Below are 21,077 nucleotides of genomic sequence, written 5' to 3'. Positions count from 1 at the left end.
CGACGAGGTAACAATGGCCGACGTTGCAGTTCGTCACCGGCATCGACGCCGGTGACATTCGGATACCAGACCAAATAATGGTCACCAGAAATGCCCTCAGATTGGGATTCAATGAGCGAGATCATCGATCCACCGGCGCCCGCGGGCGCCGACACCATCCAGCGCCTCAAACCGAACGCGGTCGGGCTGGTCGGTGTGCTGTTCATGGCGGTCGCCACCGCTGCACCGATCACCGCCATGGTCGGCAACGTGCCGATCTCGGTCGGCTTCGGTAACGGCGCGTACGCGCCGGCCGGCTATTTCGTCGCCACCATCGTGCTGACCCTGTTCGCCATCGGCTACGCCAAGATGAGCAAGCACATCACCGCCACGGGTGCCTTCTACGGGTACATCTCACACGGCCTGGGACGCATCGTCGGGTTGGGCGCGGGCTTCTTGACCGCGCTGGCGTACATGGTGTTCGAGGCGTCGTTGATCGGCATCTTCTCCTTCTTCGGCAACGACCTGTTCTCCTCGCTGTTCAACGTGCACGTGCCGTGGATCGTGTTCGCGTTGGTGATGCTGGCCGTCAATGCCCTGCTGACGTACTTCGACATCAACCTGGCCGCCAAGGTGCTCGGCGTCTTCCTCGTCACCGAGATCGTGATGCTCGCGCTGATGGCGTTCTCGGTGCTGTTCACCGGTGGCGGCCCGCAGGGCTGGTCCTGGGGTTCACTCAACCCGCTCAACGGTTTTCACAGCCTGTCGGGTGTCGTCGCCGGTCCGGACGGTTCGACCCTGGCGGTTGCCGGGTCCGCGGGTGTCGGCCTGTTCTTCGCGTTCTGGTCCTGGGTCGGTTTCGAGTCCAGCGCCATGTACGGCGAGGAGTCGCGCAACCCGAAGAAGATCATCCCGATCGCCGTGGTGAGCTCCGTCATCGGCATCGGGGTGTTCTACGTGCTGGTGTCGTGGCTGGCGATCGTCGGCACCGGGCCGGACAATGCCGTTGCGCTGGCGCAGGATCCGGCCACCGCGGGCAACATCTTCTTCAACCCGGTGCACGAGCACCTGGGCCAGTGGGCCGTGGACCTGTTCAAGATCCTGCTGATGACCGGATCGTTCGCCTGCGGTATGGCGTTCCACAACTGTGCGGCCCGCTACCTGTACGCCCTGGGCCGCGAGGATGTCATCCCCGGGATGCGCAAGACCGTCGGTGCCACGCACCCGGTGCACGGCTCTCCGCACGTCGCCGGCTTCGTCCAGACCGGCTTCGCCACCCTGGTGGTGCTGTTCTTCGAGGTGACCGGTCGCGATCCCTACACCGGTCTGTACGGCTTGATGGCTCTGCTGGGTACGACGGCGATCATGATCGTGCAGGCGCTGGCCGCCTTCTCGGTGATCTCGTATTTCCATGTGCAGAAACGTCATCCGGAGACCGCCAACTGGTTCAGTACCTTCCTGGCTCCGCTGCTGGGCGGGCTCGGCATGGTCTATGTGATCTACCTGCTGGCCGTCAACGCATCCTTTGCGGCGGGAACCGCGGCCTCGGACTGGGTGTTCGCGGCCATCCCGTGGATCGTCGGCGTGGTCGGGATCGGCGGACTGCTGTGGGCCGCCTTCCTGAAGTACAAGGAACCCGCACGGTACGCCGAACTGGGTCGTACCGTGTTGGAAGAAGCTCACGAGCGCTGACGACGACGCTGACAAGAATCATGGCATTTTCCAACATCATGGACTCCAACAGCTATCAGGGCGGTCAACAGGACGACCCCCTGATAGCTGCTCGGGGCCGGATGCTGGGCCCGGCGTACCGGCTGTTCTACGAACGGCCGGTACATCTGGTCCGCGGGCAGGGCACCCTGTTGTACGACGCCGAGGGGCGCGACTACCTGGATGCCTACAACAACGTCGCCAGCGTCGGGCACTGTCACCCGCACGTCGTCGACGCGGTGACGCGGCAGCTGGGCATGATCAACACCCACACCCGGTATCTGCACGAGGGGATCGTCGACTACTCACGCCGCCTGCTCGCGAGCATGCCGGACGAGGTCGACCAGGTGATGTACGCCTGCACCGGATCTGAGGTCAACGATCTGGCGCTGCGGGTGGCCCAGACCTACACGGGGGCCACCGGCGTCATCATCACCAGCGATGCCTATCACGGGAATACTGCTGCGGTGACGGCGATTTCACCGTCCATCGGCGGTGCGGCAGCCGTCGGCGCACATGTCCGCACGGTTGCCCCCGACCTGGCCGGGGTGCAGGCCGCCATCGCCGACCTGCAGGAGTCCGGTCTCGGGGTCAGCACACTGATCGTCGACACCATCTTCTCCTCGGACGGTATCTACCCGGACCCGTCGGTGCTCGAACCGGCGGTGGCCGCGGTGCGGGCCGCCGGCGGGGTGTTCATCGCCGATGAGGTGCAGCCCGGGTTCGGGCGTACCGGCGAGGCCATGTGGGGGTTCGAGCGCCACGGTGTGGTGCCCGACCTGGTCACCATGGGTAAGCCGATGGCCAATGGGATGCCGGTGGCGGCGATGGCGGCACGTTCGCAGGTACTGGACGAATTCGCGCGCGGGATACCGTATTTCAACACGTTCGGCGGGAATCCGGTGTCGATGGCGGCGGCGTCGGCGGTGCTCGACGTGATCGAGGACGAGAAGCTGGTCGCCAATGCCCTGGAGGTGGGCACCGCACTGCGCGAGGAGCTGGCCCGGTTGGCCGGTACCCGTGAGGAGATCCGTGAGGTGCGTGGTGCCGGTTTGTACGTCGGGGTCGAGGTGGACGGCCGTGACACCGCGCGGCGGCTGGTGAACGCGATGCGGGAGCGCCGGGTGCTCATCTCGGTGTGCGGGGCGCACGGCGACGTGCTCAAGATCAGGCCGCCGATGGTGTTCTCCCTGGCCGACGTCGATCGGTTCTGCACGGAGTTCGAGGCGGTGCTGGCGCAGCTGTGAACCAAGAGGATGTCCTGGCCGCCGCCGACGAACTGGTTGCGGCATTCGCCGCGACAGACACTGCCGCATACTTCGCCTGTTTCAGTCCCGATGCGACGTTCGTGTTCCACCCGGAGGACAGCCGTCTGGACAGCCGCGCCGCGTATGAGGCGGTGTGGGCGAACTGGCTGGACGCCGGGTGGCGCGTGGTGTCGTGCACCAGCAGCCACCGGCTGGTCCAGCTGTTCGGCGACGTCGCGGTGTTCACCCACACGGTGCGGACCACCACGTCCGACGGCGGCGTCGAAACGACGTCTGATGAACGCGAGACGATCGTGTTCACCCGCGACGGTGATCGGCTGCTGGCGGTGCACGAGCATTTGTCGCCGGTTCCCAGCCAGGACTGACAACACAGGAATTTCCCTGCAATTTCCCAGTTTTGGCAAGGGTAGGCTTTTCTCCGGGGTTGCTACGGGGGAGGAGCCGAGGCGGTCGCCGCCGACACCCGCAGCCTGGGGCAGCGCCAGCACGACGCGTTGATGACGATCGCTCGCACGGCCCTGACCTCAGGCGAGTTGGGTGAGCACAACGGGCTGCCCGTCACCGTCGTCGTGACCACCACCTTGACCGAACTGGAGGACGCCGCGGGGGTCGCGCGCACCGGCGGCGGCTCGAAGCTGCCGATGTGCGATCTGATCCGGATGGCCGGCCACGCCCGGCACTATCTGAGCGTCTTCGACGGGCATACGGCGGTGCCGCTGTATCTGGGCCGGACCAAGCGGACAGCCTCACCAGGGCAGCGGATGGTGCTCCGCGCCCGCGATCGCGGGTGCACGTATCCCGGCTGCCGCGTCCCGGCGTACCTGTGCCAGAGCCATCACGCCGAAACCGACTACCGAGCAGGTGGAAAAACCGACATCCCGAACTTGGGATTGGCCTGCGGGCCGCACAATCGGCTGGTCAAAGAGGGTGGCTGGCAGACCCGCATCGGCAAGGGCGGCCGGGTCGAATGGATTCCGCCACCGCAGTTGGATGCCGGCCCGCCTCGGGTCAACCCCCTTCACCACCCCGAAGACCTCCTCGGACCCGGGGAAGACCCATGATGAGTTGGCTCACGTTCAGTCATTTGGTTGGCTCTACCCATGGCTGCGTCCGCGATTTACATCGCCTCACCCGAGGGTGACACCGGGAAGTCCACCATTGCACTCGGCATCCTGGCGCGGCTGGCGGCCAACGTCGCCAAAGTGGGCGTGTTCCGGCCGATCGCCCGCTCCGAGGGCGAGCGGCGCGATTACATCCTGGAACTGCTGCTGGCCCACACCACGGCCGGGCTGAGCTACCAGGACTGCGTCGGGGTCAGCTACCAGCGCCTGCACGAAGACCTCGACGGCGCCATCACCGAGATCGTCGAGCGCTACCACGAGGTGGCCGCCCAGTGCGATGCCGTCGTGATCGTCGGCAGTGACTACACCGATGTGGCCAGCCCCAGTGAGCTGGCGGTCAACGCGCGGATCGCGGTCAACCTGGGCGCCTCGGTGGTGCTGTCGGTGCGGGCCTCGGACCGCACCCCGGACGAGGTGACGCAGGTCGTCGAGCTGTGTCTGGCGGAGCTGACAGCCCAACACGCACACACCGCGGCGGTGGTGGCCAACCGATGCGACCCGGCGCAGCTGACCGTCCTGATCGACACCTTGGCCGCCGCGCTCACCCCGAACGGCCCGAAAAGCTATGCGCTGCCCGAGGAGCCGCTGCTGGTCGCACCGTCGGTCGCGGAACTGCGTGATGCCGTGCAAGGCACCCTGACCGACGGTGACGAGGCGCTGCTGAGCCGCGAGGCGCTCAGCGTGCTGGTCGCCGGTATGACGGCCGAGCATGTGCTGGAACGTCTGAGCGACGGTATGGCCGTCATCACCCCCGGTGACCGCTCCGATGTGGTGATGGCGGTGATGAGTGCGCATGCCGCCGAGAACTTCCCGTCCCTGGCCTGCCTGATCCTCAACGGCGGACTGGAACTGCACCCGGCGGTGGCCAAACTGGTCGACGGGCTCAACCTCCGGCTGCCGGTCATCGCCACCGAGGCGGGCACCTACGACACGGCGCGGGCGGTGGCCAAGGTTCGCGGGCGGGTGACGGCCACCTCGATTCGCAAGATCGACACGGCCCTGGCGCTGATGGAGTCCCATGTGGACACCGCGGATCTCCTTGCTCAGCTGGCCATTCCGATCCCCGAGGTGATCACCCCGCAGATGTTCACCTACCAGCTGCAGGACCGGGCGCGCAGCCACCGCAAACGCATCGTGCTGCCCGAGGGCGACGACGACCGGATCCTGAAGGCCGCCGGCCGGTTGCTGGCGCACCGGGTGGCCGACCTCACCATCCTCGGCGACGAATCCGCGGTGCGGGCCCGGGCCGCCGAGTTGGGCGTCGACCTCGACGGTGCCCAGCTGATCAACCCGCGCACCAGCGAGCTGTGCGACCAGTTCGCCCGCCAATATGCCGAACTGCGCAGCAAAAAGGGGGTCACCGTCGAGCAGGCCCGTGAGATCATCCATGACGTGTCGTACTTCGGCACCATGCTGGTGCACAACGACATGGTCGACGGCATGGTCTCGGGTGCGGCGCACACCACCGCGCACACGGTGCGCCCGGCCTTCGAGATCATCAAGACCCAGCCCGGGGTCTCGACGGTGTCGAGCATCTTCCTGATGTGTCTGGAGGACCGCGTGCTCGCCTACGGCGACTGCGCCATCGTGCCCGACCCGACCTCCGAACAGCTCGCCGATATCGCGATCTCCTCGGCACGGACCGCCGCGCAGTTCGGCATCGCCCCGCGGGTCGCCATGCTGTCGTATTCGACGGGTACCTCGGGTACCGGTGCCGATGTCGACAAGGTCAGGGCCGCAACCGAACTGGTGAGGGAGCGGGAACCGGATCTACTGGTGGAGGGCCCCATCCAGTACGACGCCGCGGTGGAACCGTCGGTGGCGGTCACGAAGATGCCGGACTCCCCGGTGGCCGGCCAGGCCACGGTGCTGATCTTCCCGGACCTCAACACCGGCAACAACACCTACAAGGCGGTGCAGCGCAGCGCGGGGGCCATCGCGATCGGCCCGGTGCTGCAGGGGCTCAACAAACCCGTCAACGACCTGTCCCGAGGTGCGCTGGTGGAGGATATCGTCAATACCGTGGCGATCACGGCGATCCAGGCGCAGGGCAAATGAGCGTGCTGGTGCTCAACTCCGGGTCCTCCTCGGTGAAATACCAGGTGCTGGAGGCTGATTCCGGCCGCTCGCTGTGCAGCGGCATCGTGGAACGCGTCACCGACTACAGCGCCGCCCTGCGGGAGGTGTTCGACGCCCTGACCGCGGCGGGGGTGCGCACCGACGACCTGGTGGCGGTCGGGCACCGGGTGGTGCATGGCGGGCGCCGCTTCTATCAGCCCGCCGTCATCGACGACGAATTGCTGGCCAAGATCGACGAGCTGGCGCCGCTGGCCCCGTTGCACAACCCGCCGGCGGTGCTGGGTATCCGCGAGGCCCGCAAGCTGCTGCCCGGACTGCCCCATATCGCGGTGTTCGACACCGCGTTCTTCCACGATCTGCCCGCGGCCGCGGCGGAGTATGCCATCGACCGCGAGGTGGCCGAGCGGTGGCACATCCGGCGGTACGGTTTCCACGGCACGTCGCACCGGTATGTCAGCGAACAGGCCGCCCTGTTCCTGGACGCGCCGCTGGACTCGCTGAATCAGATTGTGCTGCACCTGGGTAACGGCGCCTCGGCCTCGGCGATCGCCGGCGGCCGGGCGATCGACACCTCGATGGGCCTGACCCCGATGGAGGGCCTGGTGATGGGCACCCGGTCGGGTGACCTGGACCCCGGCATCATCATGTACCTCTGGCGCGCCGCCGGGATGACGGTCGAGGACATCGAGAGCATGCTCAATCGCCGCTCCGGGGTGTACGGGCTCGGCGGCGAGACCGACTTCCGGGAACTGCACAAACGCATCGATGCCGGCGACGACGACGCGCGCCTGGCCTACGAGGTGTACATCCACCGGCTGCGCAAGTACATCGGCGCGTACCTGGCGCTGCTGGGCCGTGCGGATGTCATCACCTTCACCGCCGGGGTGGGGGAGAACGACGCACTGGTGCGTCGGGACGCGCTGACCGGATTGTCCTCGCTGGGAATCGAACTCGACGAGACGCTCAACAGCGCGCCGGAGCGGGTGGCCCGGCGCATCTCGGCCGACAAATCGCCCACGACGGTGCTGGTCATCCCGACCAACGAGGAACTGGCCATCGCCCGCGCGTGCGCGGCTCTGCTGGAGGGGTAGCCGTGCGCCTGCAGCGCATTCACCACGTCGCGGTGATCTGCTCGAATTACGCGGTGTCCAAACGCTTCTATACCGATGTCCTGGGGCTGGAGGTGATCAGGGAGGTGTATCGCGCCGAACGCGGCTCGTACAAGCTGGATCTGGCGCTGCCCGACGGCACCCAGATCGAGCTGTTCTCCTTCCCCGATCCGCCGCGGCGCCCGAACGGGCCCGAAGCGCAGGGACTGCGGCACCTGGCCTTCGCCGTCGACGACCTCGACGCCACGGTGCGTGATCTGGAAGCCAAAGGCGTTGCGGTGGAACCGATCCGCGTCGACGAGCACACCGATCGCCGCTACACCTTCTTCAAGGACCCCGACGATCTTCCGCTGGAACTCTACGAAGTCTAGAACGTGCTCATCGGTCGCACGCTGTTGGCCAGGTCGACCAGTGCGTACCGGTGCGCCTGGGTCGGGGCCACCCGGGCCAGGCTGCGCAACGACGCCTCCACGCCCAGTTGCAACCCGTGCTGGGTGAACGGGAAACCCAGAATGTGGTTGGTGCTGGCCGTATTGTCGGCCAGCCAGTCCATGGCGGTGCCCAACACCAGCGCGCGGATCTGGAGCACCCGTGGTTCGCTCTCGGGTAGTGCTTCCACCCGCCGTGCGGCATCGCGGATCTGCCGCTCGGACACCTCGTTGATCGACCGGCCGGACAGCAGCGTCACCGCACTGGTCAGTCGCGCGGTGGTGAAATGCCGCGAGGTGGCAGGCACCAGATCCAGGGTGCGCACGGCGTCGTCGCGATCCCCGTCCGCCGATTGGGCGCGGGCCAGGCCGAAACCGGCGGAGATGATGCCGTTGTCGGTGCGCCACACCGTCTCGTAGAAGCGCCGCTCATCGGCGGTACCGGCCAGTTCGGCCGTGGCGGCAAGCGCCACCTTCGGCGCCAGCTCGCCGGGCAGGGTGTCGAGCACCTCGGTGAAATACTTGGTGGCCGTTTCGAAGTCGGCGGTCAGCAGCGCCGCCACACCGCGGAACCAGACCAGCCGCCAGCGCCAGCCGATCCGCTCGGCCAGATCGTCGAGCTTGCGGGTGGCCTTGGAGACGTCGCCGAGATCGAGCAGCGCGCGCACTTCCATCAGTGGCAGTTCCACCGACTCGGACAGGTCGATACCCTCGGAATCCAGGGTGCCGTGCCGGGCAGCACGCAGCGAATCCAGGGTCTGCACAGGCTGACTGAGCACCGTGGCGGACAGGATCGGCGCGCCGACATCGGCCGGATCGACCAAGGGCACCTGCAGGGCTTTGACGATCTCGGGGGCGGTCAGCTTCGCCGAGTGCACCTGACCATCCCGGTAGACGTCGGTGTGTGCGACCAGCAGGTCCACCCCGAAGGTGGATCGCGGCGGGCTGAACACCGTGGACAGGCCGGGCCGGGGCACCCGGGTGTCCTGGGCGACCACTTCGCGCAACACACCGAGCAACTGGCCGGACATCTCCTCGGCGCTGGTGAAGCGGCGCCGCGGGTCCGGGTCGATGGCCCGGCGCAGCAGCCGGCCGAACGAATCGTAGGTGGTCAGCACCGGATCGTCGTCGGGCAGCCCCTCGACGTAGCGGCCCTTGCGGGTACGCAGGTTCAGGGTCAGCGCGGCCAGCGTACGGCCCACGGTGTAGATGTCGGTCTGCACCGTCGGGCCGGTCCGCACGATCTCCGGTGCCTGGTAACCCGGTGTGCCGTAAAGGAATCCGAACGAGTTGATCCGGGATACCGCGCCGAGGTCGATCAGCTTGAGCTGCTCCTCGGTGACCATGATGTTCTCGGGCTTGAGATCGTTGTACACCAGCCCGAGCGAGTGCAGGTAGCCCAGCGCCGGCAGGATCTCCAGCATGTAGGCGATCGCCTGCGCGACAGGCAGTCTGGTTCCCTTGCCCTGCTTGAGCGAGGTACCGCCGACGTACTCCATGACGATGTAGCCCACGGGATCACCGTGCTTGTCGGCGTGTTCGACGAAGTTGAAGATCTTGACGATGGCCGGGTGGGTCACCTCGGCCAGGAACTGGCGTTCGGCCATCGCGGTGGCCTGCGCCTCGGCGTCGCCGGAATGCACCAGGCCCTTGAGCACCACCGGGCGGTAGTTCACGTTGGTGTCGAACGCCAGGTACACCCAGCCCAGCCCGCCGTGTGCGATGCAGCCCTTGATCAGGTACTGGTCCACCACCATGTCACCGGGACTGAGTTGCGGCAGAAACGAATACGCGCTGCCGCAGTAGGGGCAGGTGCCCTCCGAACGGGCCGGCGTGCCGTCCTTGGCGGAGGCACGTCCCACCCGTTTGCCGCAGTTCCAGCAGAACCGTTTCGACTCGGCCACCACCGGATTGGTCATCAGCGCGGCCAGCGGGTTGCGTTCGGTCACCCGCGGGATCTCGACCAGTCCACCGCCCAGGCGGCGGGTCGGGGAACGCGGCCGGGTCGCCGTCGTCAGGTGTTCGGTCGGTTCGGTGGTGGCGGTCCCACCAGAGGACCGGGCGAACCGCTCCGAATCCCCGAAGTCCGGGCGGTACACGGCCTGGGTGGCCATCGGCCGCACGGTCGCCACGGAGTCGCTGTCGAAGTCCTCGAACTCCTCCAGGTCGGCCAGGCTGGCCGGCCGCGTGCCGGGGTCCTCAGGTTCGGTGCCTGCGTCGGGGTCGGCCATCAGTCCACGTACCTCGCCACCGGAGGCGCGGGTGTCGGACCCAGCACGGTCAACCACTTGCGGTACAACGTGTTCCAGGTCCCGTCCCGGCGGATGCGTTCCAGGGTGCCGTTGACGAAGCGGACCAGGCCGGGATTCTCCTTGCCGATCCCGATCCCGTAGGGCTCCTCGGCCATGCTCGGGCCGACGATGTGCAGGTAGGGATCCTGGCTGACCAGACCGGCCAGGATGGTGTCATCGGTGCTGACCGCGTCGACCTGGCGCTGTTGCAGAGCGACCAGACAGTCCGCCCAGGTCACCGTCTCGACGATGACCGGCGGCGGATCGATCTGTTTCACCCGTTCCAGCGACGTGGTGCCGGTCGCCGCGCACACCCGCTTGCCGGCCAGATCCGCGGCCTGCCGGATCTGTGAATCGCGCGGGGCCAGGATGCGCTGGTTGGCCGAGAGGTACTCGGTGGAGAACGCCACCAACTCCTTGCGCGCGCAGGTCATGCTCATGGTCTTGACCACGATGTCGACCTGGTCGTTCTGCAGTGCGGTGAGCCGGTCGGCCGACGACAGGATGCGGTATTCCACCTGCGACGGGGTGCCGAAGATATCGCGGGCCACCTCGCCCGCGATATCGACGTCGAAGCCGGTGATGGTTCCCGTGATGGGGTCGCGGAAGGAGAACAGATTGCTGCCGATGTCCAACCCGACGATGAGCCGGCCGCGGTTGCGGATCTTCTCCACCGCCTCTTCGGCCTGCCGGCGGTCCGGGAACGGGCGCAGGCTGGCGGTGCGGTCGCAGTGCTCGGTGCGCGCGGGAGCCGGCGACGGATCCGGAGCCAGCTGCTGCATCCCGGCCGGGGTCGGGGCAGCCAGCGTCACCTCCGGGATCGGTGCCGCGGGTGCGCTCTGGGAGCAGCCCGCGACGACCATCGTCGCGGCCAGCACACACCAGATCTTGTTCATCAGCGATACTCGCTCAGCCGGGGCCACAGGCCCAGGGTGACGGCGATCGCCGCGATCACGCTCAGTGCCGCCGCGCCGACCGTCGCCCCCGACAGCACCCGGCGGGCGTTGAGGATATCGGTGCGCAGCTGGTTGCGGCTGTCCGCGATGCCCTTGGTGAGTGCCTCGTCGAGCTTGCCGAACGCGGGGGTGGAGTCGTCCTCGCCGGTGCCCAGGGCCACCTGCGTGGCGGCCTGGTAGTCGCCGACGGCGATATAGGCGTTGATCCGGTCGTCGGCGGCCCGCCACTTGCGCAGCAGCTGCTCGGCATCGACGAGGTCGCCCTTGTTGACGTCATCGCCGCTCAGATAGATCGACAGCTGCTGCTGCATGGCGTCGATGCGTTGGTAGTAGGACTGCTTGCGCACGTCCACATCGCCGCGGCGCACCAGGGCCAGGGTCTCGTCTGCGCGGGCCTGCTGCGCCGTGATCGCCATCGTGGTGACCGTCTTCAGCGATTGCGCCGCAGTGTTTTTCGCACTGCGGCTGTCGGTGGTCGAGATGACCAGTGCGGTACCCACCCAGACCACCATAATCAGCACCGCCAGTCCGCCCGCGACGAAACCGATGTTCACCCGCCGTCGGGTCCGCCGGGCCAGCCAGCGGTTGGCGAACAACCCGAACAGGATGGTGGCGGTCACCACGATGATGACCGAGGCCGGGATGCGCGCCGAGGCGGCGGTCTCGGCGTCCACGCGGGCCGAGGTGGCCTCGTAGAGCCGCTGGGCGTCGGGCAGGATCTGGGTCTGCATCAGGGCCGACGCCTCGGACAGATAGGCCGAACCGACCGGATTGCCGGCCCGGTTGTTGGTGCGGGCCGTCTCCACCAGCCCGGTGTAGATGGCCAATTGCCCGTTGACCCGGCCGAGCAGCTGGATCATCGGCTCGTCGGTCAGCCCGCTGGAGGCCCGGGTGACGGCGACCGAGGCATCGGTGATGGCCTGTTCGTAGCGCTGCCGGACATCGGTGGGTTCCGCGCCGGCGATGAACGCCGTGGCCGCGGCGGCGTCGGCGACCGAGAGCGTGGTGTAGAGCTGTCCGGCGGCGAAGGACAGCGGTTCGGTGTGGTTGAGCACCGTGGTCAGGGCCTGCTGACGGTCACCGACGGTGCGTGACGTGGCAAACGCGCAGGCGATGACGAGCGCGGACAGAACCACACCGATGGTGAGGATGCGGCCCGGGGTGGTCCACAGGAACGCCCACCGCGGATGTGCAGGGGTGGCCGGCGACCGTGAGGCCAGCGGTTCGGTCGACGGATGCGCCAACTCCACGGTCACGGGTGCGCGAACCTCCCTCACAGAGTGGTTTGGTGGGCGATTAATGAAAGTCTAAGAGAGATTGGTGGGACGTGTGGGAATTCGCGGAGCCTTATCCTGAACGCGTGCGTGGCGACGGTGACGGTTGGGTGATGTCCGACGGCGGTGGGCATTTCTGGGGCCGCCATGGTGCGGCCGGGTTGCTGCTGCGTGCGCCGGGTCCCGGCGGTGGCGCCGCGGTGCTGCTGCAGCACCGCGCCCCGTGGAGCCACCAGGGCGGAACCTGGGGTCTGCCCGGCGGAGCCAGGGACAGCCACGAATCGGTCGAGGAGGCGGCGTTCCGCGAAGCCTTCGAAGAAGCCGGATTGGAAGCGGTCCATTTGACGGTCCGGATCTCGGTGGTCACGCATGAGGTACCGGGCTGGTCGTACACCACCGTCATCGCCGATGCCACCGAGATGCTGACCACCACGCCCAACCGCGAGAGTTCTGAACTGCGCTGGGTCGCCGAGCACGAGGTCACCGACCTGCCGCTGCACCCCGGGTTCGCGGCCAGCTGGGACCGGCTGCGCAGCGTCACCGCGACCATCCCGCTGCTCAGGCCGTGAGCGCGTCTTTGAGGTGACGCGCGGCGGCCTCCGGGTCGTCGGCCTCGGTGATCGCGCGCACCACCACGATGCGGCGTGCCCCCGCCTCGAGGACCTCGGGCAGCCGCTCGGCGTCGATACCCCCGATGGCGAACCACGGCCGCTCCGGTGCCAGCGCCGCGGTGTGCCGGACCAGGTCCAGACCCGGCGCGGGACGGCCCGGTTTGGTCGGGGTGGGCCAGCACGGCCCGGTGCAGAAATAGTCGACGGCCTCGGCCAGCGCGGCGGCGACCTGGTGTTCGTCATGGGTGGAGCGGCCGATGACGGGGCGTTCCCCGATGATCGCTCGCGCCACGTCCAGTGGCAGATCGTCCTGCCCGAGGTGCAGCACATCCGAACCCGCGGCCCGCGCCACATCGGCGCGGTCGTTCACCGCGAGCAGGGCGCCGTGCCGCCGGGCGGCGTCGGCCAGGATTTCCAGGGCGGCGAGCTCCTGGCGGGCCTCGATGCTTTTGTCGCGTAGTTGGATGATGTCCACCCCGCCGGCGAGTGCGGCGTCGGCGAACTCGGCGAGATCACCGCGGGCCAGCCTGGCGTCGGTACACAGATACAGGCGGGAGTCGGCGAGACGCGTACGTGGATCCACAGGCCCGAGGTTAACCACGCCGGGATCTCGGGCGGGGCCGAGTACCCTGGACAGCCGACACGGGAGTCCCGGGACCGGGGCTGAGAGTGGGCCAATGACCAGCCCTGACCGTTACACCTGATCCGGGTCATGCCGGCGAAGGGAGAGGGAATGTCTGAACGTGCACTCGCCGTGATCGGTGGCGGCGTCATCGGGCTGTCGATCGCCCGCCGCGCCGCGCAGGACGGCTGGTCGGTGCGCCTGCACCACACCGGGGAGCGCGGGGCCTCCTGGGTGGCCGGCGGCATGCTCGCCCCCCACAGCGAGGGCTGGCCGGGGGAGGACGCCCAGCTGGCGCTGGGATTGGAATCGCTCAAACTGTGGCACACCGGGTTCCTGCAGGGACTGCCCGCCGATGTCGTCACCGCACGCGAATCGCTGGTGGTGGCGGTCGACCGGGCCGACGTCGCCGATCTGCACACCGTCGCCGACTGGCTCTCGGCGCAGGGACAGCCGGTCAGCCCGACGACCGTGGCCCGGGATATCGAGCCCCTGCTGGCCCCGGGCATCCGGCACGGTTTCGTCGCCGAGACGGAACTCGCGGTGGACAACCGCGCCCTGGTCGACGCCCTGGCGTCGGCCTGCGAGTCCGCCGGCGTGCAGTGGGCGCCGCCGGTCACCGACCTGGCCGAGGTGCCGGGGCAGCGGGTGATCGCCAACGGGATCGACGCCCCGGCGCTGTGGCCGGGCCTGCAGGTGCGTCCGGTCAAGGGCGAGGTGCTGCGGCTGCGCTGGCGCAAGGGCTGTATGCCGGTGCCGCAGCGGGTCGTCCGGGCGCGGGTGCACGGCAGGCAGGTCTATCTGGTGCCTCGGGCCGACGGGGTGGTGATCGGCGCCACCCAGTACGAACACGGCCGCGACACCGCCCCGGTGGTCACCGGGGTGCGCGACCTGCTCGACGATGCGTGCGCCGTGATGCCTGCGCTGGGGGAGTACGAGCTGGCCGAGTGTGCCGCGGGGCTGCGGCCGATGACACCCGACGGATTGCCGATCGTGGGCAGGCTCGACGAACGCACGCTGGTGGCCACCGGGCACGGGCGTAATGGATTCCTGTTGGCGCCGTGGACCGCGGAGCGGATCGCGGGCGAGTTAGGAGCGCGATGATACTGCTGGTCAATGGCGAGGAGGCCGAGGTGCGGGATGCGATCACGGTCGAAGACCTGGTGCGCGACTTGGGTTTTCCGGAGAAGGGCATCGCGGTGGCCGTCGACTGGGAGGTGCTGCCGCGATCGGAGTGGCACACCGTGCTCGCCGACGGTGCCAGGGTGGAAGTGGTGACGGCGGTGCAGGGTGGCTGACCGTGATGCTCTTCGCGCAAGCGGCTCATCGACAAAACTCACCATCGCCGGCCGGGAGTTCGGCTCACGGCTCATCATGGGCACCGGCGGTGCGGCCAACCTCGCGGTGCTGGAGGAGGCGCTGATCGCGTCGGGCACCGAGTTGACCACGGTGGCCATGCGCCGCGTCGACGCCGAGACCGGCACCGGGGTGCTGGATCTGCTCGGCCGGCTCGGCATCACGCCGTTACCGAACACCGCGGGGTGTCGCGGCGCGGCCGAGGCGGTACTGACCGCGCGGCTGGCCCGGGAGGCGCTCGGTACCGAGTGGGTGAAACTCGAGGTCATCGCCGACGAGCGCACCCTGCTGCCCGATGCCATCGAGTTGGTCAGGGCCGCAGAGCAATTGGTGGACGACGGATTCGTGGTGCTGCCCTACACCAATGACGACCCGGTGCTGGCCAAGCGACTGGAGGACACCGGCTGCGCGGCCGTCATGCCGCTGGGCTCCCCGATCGGGACCGGACTGGGTATCGCGAACCCGCATCACATCGAGATGATCGTGGACCGGGCCGGGGTGCCGGTCATCCTGGACGCCGGTATCGGCACCGCCAGCGATGCCGCGCTGGCCATGGAACTCGGTTGTGACGCCGTGCTGTTGGCCAGCGCCGTCACCCGTGCCGCCGATCCGCCGGTGATGGCCGCCGCGATGGCCGCGGCCGTCACCGCCGGATATCTGGCGCGAGGGGCCGGCCGGATCCCGAAACGGTTCTGGGCACAAGCGTCGAGTCCCGCCGCCCCGTGAAACGCTATGTCGCGCTGGGCAGCTCGATGGCCGCCGGACCCGGTATCGGACCGCGCGCCGCCGGATCGCCCGTCCTGGCGATGCGCTCGGCGCGCAACTACGCGCACCTGACCGCCGCGCGGCTCGGGCTGGAGCTGGTGGACGTCACCTTCTCCGGGGCCACCACCGCGCATATCTTGAGCGAACGTCAGCACGGGGCGCCGCCGCAGATCGAGGCCCTGGACGGGTCCGAGGCGGTGGTGACGGTGACCATCGGCGGCAATGACGTCGGCTATGTGCCGCTGTTGAGCGTGGCGGCGCTGCCGGGGCTGCTGCGCCGGATGACGCCGGTGGGCGACCTGTTCGACCCCGAAGCCAGGGACGCCGCGCTCGTGGCGGTGCACGACTCGCTGGTCCGGGTGGGCACCGCGATCCGGGCGCGAGCGCCCCGGGCGCGGGTGTTGTTCGTCGACTACCTCACCCTGCTGCCGCCGGCCGACACCGCGTCGCCACCGCTGCCCGCGGAGCTGTTCGCGCTCGGGCACCGCCTCGCGGACGGACTGGAACGTGCCACCGCCGCCGCGGCGGCCGAAACCGGATGCGAGGTGGTGCGCGCCGGGGCGGCCAGCCGTGATCATCATCCGTGGTCGCGGGATCCCTGGACCACGAAACCCAGCTGGATCGTGCTGCCGCTGCCCGGCCGCGGTCCGGCACCGCTGCACCCCAACGCCGCGGGTATGCGCGCGGTCGCCGACCTGGTGGTAGCCGCGCAATGATCGAACTCACCGGCCTCACCAAACGCTTCGGTGGCACCACCGCTGTCGACGATCTCACCTGCACCGTCGAATCCGGCGTGGTCACAGGCTTTCTCGGCCCCAACGGTGCCGGGAAGTCGACCACCATGCGAATGATCCTCGGTCTGGACCGGCCGACCGCGGGGACGGCGACGGTGCTCGGCAAGCGTTATCACGAGCTCACCCACCCGCTGCGCACCGTCGGCGCGCTGCTGGATGCGCGACAGGTGCACCCGAACCGGTCGGCCCGCGCGCACCTGCGCTGGATCGCGGCCAGCAACCGGATCCCCGCCTCCCGGGTGGGCGAGGTGCTGGACCAGGTGGGGCTCACCGAGGTGGCCGGGAAACGGGCCGGGGCGTTCTCCCTGGGCATGAGCCAGCGTCTCGGTATTGCGGCGGCGCTGCTGGGCGACCCGCAGGTGCTGCTCTTCGACGAACCGGTCAACGGACTGGACCCCGAGGGCATCCGCTGGGTGCGCACCTTCATGCGTGCGCTGGCCGACGAGGGGCGCACCGTATTCGTCTCCAGCCATCTGCTCGCCGAGATGGCCAACACCGCCGACCGGCTGGTGGTGATCGGCCGCGGCCGGTTGATCGCCGCGACCTCGATGGACGAGTTCCTGGCCTCCGCGGCCGACGCACTGGTCCGCAGCCCGCAGGCCGACCGGCTGGCCACGGTGCTGACGGCCGAAGGCATCTCGGTCACCCGGGACGGCGGCGCACTGCGGGTCGGCGGTGCCACGCTGGAGCGGATCGGCGAACTGGCGGCCCGGCACGGCCTCACCCTGCACGAGCTGACCGCGGTGCGGGCCTCGCTGGAAGAGGCGTACCTGAGCCGCACCGACGGTGCCACCGAATACCGGGCCGGCGCATGACCATCAGGTCCGAATACCTCAAACTGACCAGCACCCGGTCCCCGGCCTGGACGGCGGTGGCGGTGCTGGTGCTCAGTCTGGGGCTGGCCACGGCGATCCCGGACCGGCCCGAGCTCGGGGCCGCCGCATTCGGCGTCCCGGTGCTGATGATCCTGTCCGCACTGACGATCACCGGCGAGTACCGCACGGCGATGATCCGGACCACCTTCTTGGCCACCCCCAGCCGGATCCGCGTGCTCGCGGCGAAAGCGGTTGTCGCCGTGTCATTCTCCGTCGTGGTCAGTGGCCTGGCCACCGTGGGGTCCATGGTGCTGGCCGGCGGGGTGCCGGTGTGGCGGACGGTGGGTGCGGTGACGCTCTACGCCGCACTGGGGGCGGTGCTGGCCGTCGGGCTGGGCGCTCTGGTGCGGCACAGTGCCGCCGCCGTCGCCGTGCTGCTGCTCCTGCCGTTCGTGGTGGAACCGCTGGTCGGGGTGAGCCCGGAGTTGGGGGCGCGGGTCGGCCCGTTGCTGCCCTTCACCAATGCGAATGCCTTCACCGGCGTCACGTGGCTGCAGACTTTCACCATGTGGTGGGGCCCGGCGGGCTCGGCGCTGTACTTCGGCGCGGTGGCGGCCGCGGTCTTCGCGGTGGCGGCCGTGGTGGTGACCCGCCGGGATGCCTGAGGGGCGTCGGCTACCGTGGGTCCTATGCGGCTCAGATCACACGCGGCAACCGTCTTCGTTTCCGTGGCGGTCCTGGCCGGTTGCGGCCACGCGCCTGCGCCGCAGCCCACCGCCGCGGCGCCCACGCCCGCGCCGGACACCGGGTACGCCGCCACCATCCGGGACCGGATCACCACCGACGCGATGATGGCCCACCTGACGAAGCTGCAAGAGATCGCCGACGCCAACAACGGCACCCGGGCGATGGGCACGCCGGGATACCAGGCCAGTGTGGACTATGTGGCAAATGCGCTGCGGGGCAAAGGCTTCGATGTGCAAACGCCGGAGTTCGAGGTGCGCCTGCCGTTCGCCGAGGACCCGGTGCTGACGGTTGCGGGGGCGCGGGTGACCGCCAAGCCCCTCAACTACACCATCGGCACACCGGACGGCGGGGTGAGCGGCCCGCTGGTCGTGGCGCGCGCCGACGACACGCCGGGCTGCGCCGAGTCGGATTACGACGGCCTCCCGGTGCAGGGCTCGGTGGTGCTGGTCAATCGCGGCTCGTGTCCGTTCGGCGACAAGCAGTCCGTCGCCGCCAAGCGCGGCGCGCTGGCGCTGATCGTCGCCAACAATGTGGACGGCGACGAATTCGGCGCCACCCTCGGTGAGGGCACCGACGTCAAGATCCCGGTGGTCAGTGTGACCAAGGCCGAGGGCGCCCGGCTGCGCGCCGCCCCGGGACCGGTGACCATGACGATGAAAGCCGGCGTGAACGTCGAACGCACCCGCAACGTGATCGCCCAGACCAAGACCGGATCCGCCGCCGATGTGGTGATGGTGGGCGCGCACCTGGACAGCGTGCCCGAGGGCCCCGGTATCAACGACAACGGTTCCGGAACCGCCGCCGTGCTGGAAACCGCGCTGCAGATGGGTAGTTCGCCGGACGTCCGCAATGCGGTGCGCTTCGGGTTCTGGGGCGCCGAGGAACTGGGTACGCTCGGTTCCACCAACTACATCTCCACACTGGGCGTCGATCAACTCAAAGACATTGCGCTGTATCTGAATTTCGACATGCTGGCCTCGCCGAACCCGGGCTACTTCACCTACGACGGCGACCAGTCCCTGCCGCCGGACAAGGACGGTGGCGTGCCGAGGGTGCCCGAAGGCTCCGCGGGTATCGAACGCACCCTGGTGGCCTACCTGGACGGCGCGGGTAAGCCGGCGGAGGACACGTCGTTCGACGGTCGCTCCGACTACGACGGGTTCACCAAGGCCGGGATCCCGTCCGGTGGACTGTTTTCCGGCGCCGAGGTGGATATGACCGAGGAGCAGGCCCAGCGCTGGGACGGTAAGGCCAACGAGCCGTTCGACTCGAACTATCACAAGGCGACCGACACCCTCGACCACATCGACCGCACCTCGCTGGACATCCAGGGCAAGGGCGTCGGCTACGCAGTGGCGCTGTATGCCCAGGATCAACGCGGACGCAACGGGGTTCCGGTCCGCGACGACCGCACCCGGCACACCCTGTCCGGCTCATGAGACGCCTCATCGTCACGGCATGCGCCGTCGTCACGCTGAGCGCCTGCTCACCCCCGCCACCGCCGTCGCCGGAGATCTCGGCCCAGTACCTGGCGGGCAAGGTGACCGCCGACGCGATGTACACCCATCTGCAGAAGCTCAGCGATATCGGCAACCGCGAACCGGGCACCCCCGGTTTCGACGCCGCGGTGGACTACATTGCCGGGGTATTGCGCGACAAGGGTTTCGACGTGCAAACCCCGGAGTTCGAGTGGCTCAAGACCGGTGACCCCGGCACACCGACGCTGGAAGTGGCCGGTAAGCGCTATCCCGTCGACCAGGGTTCGCCGTTGGCGCCGACGGCGCCCGGCGGGCTGAGCGCACTCAGCGTCCGCCCGGCCAAACCGGCGGGCTGCACGGCGGCGGACTACCGCGGCGCCCCCAGCGCGACCGGCGCGTTGGTGATCGTCGATGCCCTGGGGTGTTCGGTGGTCGACAAGCAGAATGCGGCCGTGGCGGCGGGTGCCGCCGGCCTGCTGGTGGTGGCCACCGAAGCCGTACCCGGCCTGTTCCCGCGGGGCTATTACCAAGACCTCAAGGTTCCCGTCGCGATCATCGACCGCGATGTGGACGCGGCGCTGCGCCGCACCAACGCCCCCGTGCGGCTGACCCTGAACGGTAAGGCCAGTCTGGCGCGGTCCCGCAGCGTCCTGGCCCAGACCAAGACCGGCGCCACCGGGAACGTCGTGATGGCCGGGGCGCAACTGGACAGCGCACCGGGCAGCCCCGGCATCAACGACAACGGGACCGGGGTCGCCGCGCTGCTGGCCACCGCGACGGCGCTCGGGCCGTCGCCGACCATCGCGAACACGGTGCGGTTCGCGTTCTGGGGGTCGGAAACCCTTGGCGCCGCGGCGAAATACCTCGCCGGTCTGGGGGCCGACCAGCTCGACGACATCGCCGTCTACCTGGATGCCGAGATGCTGGGATCGCCGAACGCCGGATTCTTCACCTACGACGGCGACCAGTCCGGCCCACCCAACCCGGAGATCACCTCGGTCCCGGAGGGCTCGGCCGGGGTGGAACGCACACTGGCCGGATATCTCAACCTGGCCGGCGTCCGACCCGCCGACATGCCGCTCGACCGCGTGAGCGACTACAGCCCGTTCCTGGCGGCCGGGATCCCCGCCGGCGGCGTCACCACCGGCGGACTGCAGAAGAAGACGCCGGTACAGGCCCGGCTCTGGGGCGGGACTGCCGGCCGGCCGTTCGACCCGAATACCGGCGGTCCCCGCGACGGGATCGACAACGTCGACCACCGTGCGCTTTCCCTCGCCGGCCCGGCGATCGCCTTCGCCGTCGGCGCCTACGCCGCATCCACCGACGGACCCAACGGCGTCCCGGCCCGGGACAGCCGCCACCGCAAGCCCTGAGGAGTGCCGTGTACCTGCGTGTCGACACCCGTACCACCCCACCGGATGTCCAGGTCTGCGAACCCGAGGATTTCACCGCGTTCAAGGTCGTCGTGGTGACCGCTGCGCATTCCTGGGTGGACCCCGCTGACCTCAGCGAACTCGCCGGCCGCGGTGGCGACGCACAGTGGCAGCAGAAGCTGGCCGCGATGATCGACTTCGCCCGGTCCAAGGGCTGGACCGACGAAAACGGCCGCATCCGCGCGCATATCGAACTGGACGTCGAACGGGAAGAGGAAACCCACCGCGACTGACCTGCATC

General features: G+C 68.8%; 20 protein-coding genes, 1 pseudogene and 1 riboswitch. Of the genes and pseudogenes, 17 read left to right on the top strand and 4 right to left on the bottom strand.

The genetic code is table 11. From position 1 onward, the window contains the following. Nucleotides 1-111: 111 nt before the first annotated feature. From H7J86_RS10970 to gloA2, 7 genes and pseudogenes are all read left to right on the top strand, one after another. Nucleotides 112-1,671, top strand: coding sequence for an APC family permease (locus tag H7J86_RS10970; protein ID WP_090358819.1), 1,560 nt, complete (start codon nucleotides 112-114; stop codon nucleotides 1,669-1,671). Nucleotides 1,672-1,691: 20 nt separating this feature from the next. Beyond that, nucleotides 1,692-2,936, top strand: a complete 1,245-nt coding sequence (locus tag H7J86_RS10965) for an aspartate aminotransferase family protein (RefSeq protein WP_267290920.1) — start codon at nucleotides 1,692-1,694, stop codon at nucleotides 2,934-2,936. Next, nucleotides 2,933-3,322 carry a YybH family protein gene (locus H7J86_RS10960; RefSeq protein WP_267290918.1) on the top strand — a complete coding sequence of 130 codons (390 nt, stop codon included), beginning with the start codon at nucleotides 2,933-2,935 and terminating at the stop codon, nucleotides 3,320-3,322. The genes H7J86_RS10965 and H7J86_RS10960 overlap by 4 nt, the downstream gene beginning before the upstream one ends. Before the next feature lie 84 nt (nucleotides 3,323-3,406). After that, nucleotides 3,407-4,018 (top strand): annotated as a pseudogene (locus H7J86_RS10955) (HNH endonuclease signature motif containing protein); the annotation flags it as partial. A 39-nt stretch (nucleotides 4,019-4,057) separates the two neighbouring features. Beyond that, on the top strand, nucleotides 4,058-6,136 hold the full coding sequence (gene pta / locus H7J86_RS10950; protein WP_267290916.1) for a phosphate acetyltransferase: 2,079 nt from the start codon (nucleotides 4,058-4,060) through the stop codon (nucleotides 6,134-6,136). Continuing rightward, nucleotides 6,133-7,248, top strand: coding sequence for an acetate kinase (locus H7J86_RS10945; protein WP_187098142.1), 1,116 nt, complete (start codon nucleotides 6,133-6,135; stop codon nucleotides 7,246-7,248). The genes pta and H7J86_RS10945 overlap by 4 nt, the downstream gene beginning before the upstream one ends. A gap of 2 nt (nucleotides 7,249-7,250) precedes the next feature. Further along, nucleotides 7,251-7,637, top strand: coding sequence for an SMU1112c/YaeR family gloxylase I-like metalloprotein (gene gloA2, locus H7J86_RS10940; RefSeq protein ID WP_187098143.1), 387 nt, complete (start codon nucleotides 7,251-7,253; stop codon nucleotides 7,635-7,637). Here the strand turns inward: gloA2 and H7J86_RS10935 are convergent. Genes H7J86_RS10935 through glnX form a run of 3 tightly spaced genes read right to left on the bottom strand, consistent with a single transcriptional unit; the run spans nucleotide 7,634 to nucleotide 12,197 of the window. Continuing rightward, on the bottom strand, nucleotides 7,634-9,925 hold the full coding sequence (locus H7J86_RS10935; RefSeq protein WP_187098144.1) for a serine/threonine-protein kinase PknG: 2,292 nt from the start codon (nucleotides 9,923-9,925) through the stop codon (nucleotides 7,634-7,636). The genes gloA2 and H7J86_RS10935 overlap by 4 nt on opposite strands. Beyond that, a complete protein-coding gene (locus tag H7J86_RS10930) occupies nucleotides 9,925-10,848 on the bottom strand; it encodes a glutamate ABC transporter substrate-binding protein (protein ID WP_504928626.1) in 924 nt (307 codons plus the stop codon). The genes H7J86_RS10935 and H7J86_RS10930 overlap by 1 nt, the downstream gene beginning before the upstream one ends. 32 nt (nucleotides 10,849-10,880) lie before the next feature. Beyond that, nucleotides 10,881-12,197 carry a protein kinase G-activating protein GlnX gene (gene glnX, locus H7J86_RS10925; protein ID WP_187098145.1) on the bottom strand — a complete coding sequence of 439 codons (1,317 nt, stop codon included), beginning with the start codon at nucleotides 12,195-12,197 and terminating at the stop codon, nucleotides 10,881-10,883. 104 nt (nucleotides 12,198-12,301) lie between these two features. Between glnX and H7J86_RS10920 the strand changes: the two genes are divergently transcribed. Further along, nucleotides 12,302-12,784 carry an NUDIX hydrolase gene (locus H7J86_RS10920; protein WP_090359014.1) on the top strand — a complete coding sequence of 161 codons (483 nt, stop codon included), beginning with the start codon at nucleotides 12,302-12,304 and terminating at the stop codon, nucleotides 12,782-12,784. Here the strand turns inward: H7J86_RS10920 and thiE are convergent. Beyond that, a complete protein-coding gene (gene thiE, locus H7J86_RS10915) occupies nucleotides 12,774-13,427 on the bottom strand; it encodes a thiamine phosphate synthase (protein ID WP_372517255.1) in 654 nt (217 codons plus the stop codon). The genes H7J86_RS10920 and thiE overlap by 11 nt on opposite strands. Before the next feature lie 31 nt (nucleotides 13,428-13,458). Further along, a riboswitch (TPP riboswitch) is annotated at nucleotides 13,459-13,570 on the top strand. Here thiE and thiO point away from each other — a divergent pair. The 9 genes from thiO to H7J86_RS10870 all read left to right on the top strand — a co-directional run bounded on the left by thiO (nucleotide 13,560) and on the right by H7J86_RS10870 (nucleotide 21,069). After that, nucleotides 13,560-14,552: a glycine oxidase ThiO gene (gene thiO, locus H7J86_RS10910; protein WP_267290912.1), complete on the top strand. Its 993-nt coding sequence runs from the start codon at nucleotides 13,560-13,562 to the stop codon at nucleotides 14,550-14,552. (Overlaps the previous riboswitch by 11 nt.) After that, a complete protein-coding gene (thiS, locus tag H7J86_RS10905; RefSeq protein ID WP_090358842.1) occupies nucleotides 14,549-14,746 on the top strand; it encodes a sulfur carrier protein ThiS in 198 nt (65 codons plus the stop codon). Before thiO ends, thiS begins: the two co-directional genes overlap by 4 nt. After that, complete coding sequence (locus H7J86_RS10900; protein WP_372517254.1) at nucleotides 14,739-15,530, top strand: thiazole synthase; 792 nt, start codon at nucleotides 14,739-14,741, stop codon at nucleotides 15,528-15,530. Before thiS ends, H7J86_RS10900 begins: the two co-directional genes overlap by 8 nt. Continuing rightward, a complete protein-coding gene (locus tag H7J86_RS10895; protein ID WP_267290910.1) occupies nucleotides 15,527-16,285 on the top strand; it encodes an SGNH/GDSL hydrolase family protein in 759 nt (252 codons plus the stop codon). Before H7J86_RS10900 ends, H7J86_RS10895 begins: the two co-directional genes overlap by 4 nt. Continuing rightward, nucleotides 16,282-17,178: an ABC transporter ATP-binding protein gene (locus H7J86_RS10890; RefSeq protein ID WP_267290908.1), complete on the top strand. Its 897-nt coding sequence runs from the start codon at nucleotides 16,282-16,284 to the stop codon at nucleotides 17,176-17,178. Before H7J86_RS10895 ends, H7J86_RS10890 begins: the two co-directional genes overlap by 4 nt. Next, nucleotides 17,175-17,843 carry an ABC transporter permease gene (locus H7J86_RS10885; protein ID WP_267290906.1) on the top strand — a complete coding sequence of 223 codons (669 nt, stop codon included), beginning with the start codon at nucleotides 17,175-17,177 and terminating at the stop codon, nucleotides 17,841-17,843. Before H7J86_RS10890 ends, H7J86_RS10885 begins: the two co-directional genes overlap by 4 nt. A 24-nt stretch (nucleotides 17,844-17,867) precedes the next feature. Beyond that, on the top strand, nucleotides 17,868-19,364 hold the full coding sequence (locus H7J86_RS10880) for a M28 family metallopeptidase (protein ID WP_267290904.1): 1,497 nt from the start codon (nucleotides 17,868-17,870) through the stop codon (nucleotides 19,362-19,364). Continuing rightward, nucleotides 19,361-20,776, top strand: coding sequence for a M28 family peptidase (locus H7J86_RS10875; RefSeq protein WP_267290902.1), 1,416 nt, complete (start codon nucleotides 19,361-19,363; stop codon nucleotides 20,774-20,776). The genes H7J86_RS10880 and H7J86_RS10875 overlap by 4 nt, the downstream gene beginning before the upstream one ends. 8 nt (nucleotides 20,777-20,784) lie before the next feature. After that, a complete protein-coding gene (locus H7J86_RS10870; protein WP_187098156.1) occupies nucleotides 20,785-21,069 on the top strand; it encodes a hypothetical protein in 285 nt (94 codons plus the stop codon). The last annotated feature ends 8 nt before the right edge of the window (nucleotides 21,070-21,077 follow it).

It is taken from the genome of Mycobacterium hackensackense, from assembly GCF_025822555.1.
GTDB lineage: Bacteria > Actinomycetota > Actinomycetes > Mycobacteriales > Mycobacteriaceae > Mycobacterium > Mycobacterium fluoranthenivorans.
The sequence above is the reverse complement of the archived record's forward strand: the minus strand, read 5'-3'. Positions and strand labels throughout refer to the sequence as shown.

What these genes read in the sequence shown, in the direction of transcription:
- H7J86_RS10935 (WP_187098144.1), bottom strand. Translation starts at nt 9,925, where the DNA reads ATGGCCGACCCCGACGCAGGCACCGAACCTGAGGACCCCGGCACGCGG.
- H7J86_RS10885 (WP_267290906.1), top strand. Translation starts at nt 17,175, where the DNA reads ATGACCATCAGGTCCGAATACCTCAAACTGACCAGCACCCGGTCCCCG.
- thiS (WP_090358842.1), top strand. Translation starts at nt 14,549, where the DNA reads ATGATACTGCTGGTCAATGGCGAGGAGGCCGAGGTGCGGGATGCGATC.
- H7J86_RS10945 (WP_187098142.1), top strand. Translation starts at nt 6,133, where the DNA reads ATGAGCGTGCTGGTGCTCAACTCCGGGTCCTCCTCGGTGAAATACCAG.
- H7J86_RS10890 (WP_267290908.1), top strand. Translation starts at nt 16,282, where the DNA reads ATGATCGAACTCACCGGCCTCACCAAACGCTTCGGTGGCACCACCGCT.
- H7J86_RS10875 (WP_267290902.1), top strand. Translation starts at nt 19,361, where the DNA reads ATGAGACGCCTCATCGTCACGGCATGCGCCGTCGTCACGCTGAGCGCC.
- H7J86_RS10970 (WP_090358819.1), top strand. Translation starts at nt 112, where the DNA reads ATGAGCGAGATCATCGATCCACCGGCGCCCGCGGGCGCCGACACCATC.
- H7J86_RS10965 (WP_267290920.1), top strand. Translation starts at nt 1,692, where the DNA reads ATGGCATTTTCCAACATCATGGACTCCAACAGCTATCAGGGCGGTCAA.
- pta (WP_267290916.1), top strand. Translation starts at nt 4,058, where the DNA reads ATGGCTGCGTCCGCGATTTACATCGCCTCACCCGAGGGTGACACCGGG.
- H7J86_RS10930 (WP_504928626.1), bottom strand. Translation starts at nt 10,848, where the DNA reads ATGGTCGTCGCGGGCTGCTCCCAGAGCGCACCCGCGGCACCGATCCCG.
- H7J86_RS10880 (WP_267290904.1), top strand. Translation starts at nt 17,868, where the DNA reads ATGCGGCTCAGATCACACGCGGCAACCGTCTTCGTTTCCGTGGCGGTC.
- thiO (WP_267290912.1), top strand. Translation starts at nt 13,560, where the DNA reads ATGTCTGAACGTGCACTCGCCGTGATCGGTGGCGGCGTCATCGGGCTG.